This window comes from Inquilinus limosus MP06 (genome assembly GCF_000767795.1).
GTDB classification, from domain to species: Bacteria; Pseudomonadota; Alphaproteobacteria; order DSM-16000; family Inquilinaceae; genus Inquilinus; species Inquilinus limosus_E.
On record NZ_JANX01001103.1, the window covers coordinates 1 to 758 of the forward strand.

Sequence of the window (758 nt, forward strand, 5' to 3'; positions counted from 1 at the left end):
GGAGCTGAACCGGCTGAAGGCGCTGTGCCGGGTCGGCATGGGCCGCTGCCAGGGCCGCATGTGCGGTGCCGCCGCGGCCGAGATCCTGGCCGCCCATCGCGGCGTGCCGGTCGAGGCGGTGGGGCGGCTGCGCGGCCAGGCCCCGGTCAAGCCGATCCCGGTCGCGATCGAGGACACGCCGGAGGAAGCGGCATGACCGCCACCGAGAGGATCACCACCGATGTCGCCATCATCGGCGGCGGCATCGCCGGCGCCGCCGCGGCCCTGGCGCTGCGTCGCATGGGGATGGCGGTGCTGCTGCTGGAGCGCGGCTTCTGCGGCGCCCAGGCCAGCGGCGTGAACTATGGCGGCGTCCGCCGCCAGGGCCGGCCGCCGGAGCAGATCCCGCTGGCGCAACGCGCCCATGCGATCTGGCAGCGCCTGCCGGAGACGATCGGCATCGACGGCGAGTACATCCGCTCCGGCCACCTGAAGCTGGCGCGCAGCGAGGCCGACCTGGCGTCGCTGCAGGCCTATCAGGACCGGGTGCGCGATCTGGGCCTGGGGCTCGAGATCGTCGCCGGCAACGCCTTCCGCGCCCGCTGGCCCTGGCTGGGCGACCGCGCCATCGCCGGCTCCTGGTGCCCGGCCGACGGCCACGCCAATCCGCGGCTGGTGTCGCCCGGCTTCGCCCGCGCCGCGCGCAGGGCCGGGGCCGATATCCGCGAGCAGACCGCGGTGCAGGAGGCGGTGCGCGACGGCGACGGCTTCCGCCTGCT

The 758-nt window shown here is 75.9% G+C and carries 2 protein-coding genes; both read left to right on the plus strand.

The window, feature by feature from the left end; all coding sequences use genetic code 11:
- A partial coding sequence (locus tag P409_RS35455) for a bacterioferritin-associated ferredoxin (RefSeq protein WP_034849847.1) occupies positions 1 to 196 on the plus strand: 196 nt, incomplete at its 5' end.
- A partial coding sequence (locus tag P409_RS35460) for an NAD(P)/FAD-dependent oxidoreductase (protein WP_034849849.1) occupies positions 193 to 758 on the plus strand: 566 nt, incomplete at its 3' end. The genes P409_RS35455 and P409_RS35460, both read left to right, overlap by 4 nt.